The 1,444-nt window shown below is 61.1% G+C and carries 1 protein-coding gene; it reads left to right on the top strand.

Annotation, left to right across the window (positions count from 1 at the left end; all coding sequences use genetic code 11):
• Positions 1-277 precede the first annotated feature (277 nt).
• On the top strand, positions 278-1,444 hold a 1,167-nt coding region (locus tag FVQ81_18515), incomplete at its 3' end, for an IS256 family transposase (protein MBW7998525.1).

The following is a 1,444-nucleotide window of genomic DNA, read 5'->3' as shown; positions in this document are numbered from 1 at the left end:
TGGCGTTCATAAGACCGCTCGTGCCGGTGTGACAGAGTTGGGTGGACGGCCGGCGTAAACGACCCGGGCCGACTTCCGCCGCAGAAAATCCGCCCGTTCGCCAAGGCCCCGCCCCCGGAAACAAAGGCTAACCCAACCCTAAGACGATCGCCAGGATTAGGCAACCCCATGCACGCGGGCGGTGATGTACGAGTTTATGTGTCAGTAGCGAGACGAAATGGAAAAGGGGTACTCCTTGGTTGCGAAGTAGGTAACCAAAACCCCAAGGAGGACCCCAATGGCAGGAGCAACACTGATTACCAGCGTGTCCCAGGCGATGGATACCATGAAGGCTCTGGGCGAGCAAAGCATGTTTTTCGATCCGATCTATCACCAGGAGAGCCGCCAAGCGCTGGCGAGCATTATTCATGGGCGCATGGAAGCCCGTGTGAGCGCCCACCTGGAAGGCTGCAAGGAGCGCGGGATTGAGGATCGGCGCAACGGGAGCTATTCACGCCACCTGTTGGTGGGCGTGGGTGATTTGGAGCTGAGGGTGCCACGCACCCGGATCTACATACCGCTGAAGGTGTTGGAGCGCTATGCCCGCAGGGCGCCGCAGATCGACCGGTTGATCCTGGCCGCCTTTGTGTTGGGTCTGTCCACCCGCAAAGTGGGCACGGCCCTGTTGCACCTGTTGGGAGAACCGGTCAGCGCCACCACGGTCAGCAAGGTGGCAAAACAGCTGGACGCGGAGGTGGCCGCTTGGCATTGCCGCCGGCTCCCGGAACGCTACCGTGTGCTGTTGTTCGACGGTGTGGCGTTGTCCCGCAAGACCGGAGCGGGAGCGATTCGCCGCCCGGTGCTGGTGGTTTTGGGCATCCGGCCCGATGGCAGAAAGGAGGTGATCGATTTCCGCCTGGCCCATGGGGAATCGCAAGCAGCCTGGGAGACGTTCCTGACGGACCTGTACAACCGCGGCCTGGAAGCCGGGGAGGTGGAGTTGGCGGTCTCTGACGGTGGCAAGGGACTTTTGGCGGCTCTGCCTTATGTCTATCCGCACCTGCCCGTGCAGCGCTGCTGGGTGCATAAAATGCGCAACGTACTGGACAAGGTGCGCAAAACCGATCGCGAAGTGGTTAAAGCCGATCTGCAACGCATCATGAACGCTTCGGGTATCCAGGCCGCCCGAAAAGCCGCCGCCGTCTTCGCCCACAAATGGCAGGCCCCTTATCGGAAAGCCGTTGCCTGTCTGGCGGGCGATCTCGACGCCCTTTTTGAGCACTATTGCTTCAAAGAGCCCAAGTGGAGAAAGGCTTCGCGCAGCACCAACGCCATCGAACGCTGCTTCGTCGAGGTGCGCCGCAGAACTCGGCCCATGGGCGTGATGGCCGACCGCGCCAGCATGGAGCGAATCCTTTATGCCGTCTTTACCGGCATCAACCAAAACCAAGGAACCGCAACCCTT

The sequence above is a fragment of the Candidatus Glassbacteria bacterium genome, assembly GCA_019456185.1.
Classification (GTDB): Bacteria; Gemmatimonadota; Glassbacteria; order GWA2-58-10; family GWA2-58-10; genus JAJRTS01.
Note: the sequence above shows the minus strand (reverse complement) of the source record. Positions and strands in the feature narration are given on the sequence as shown.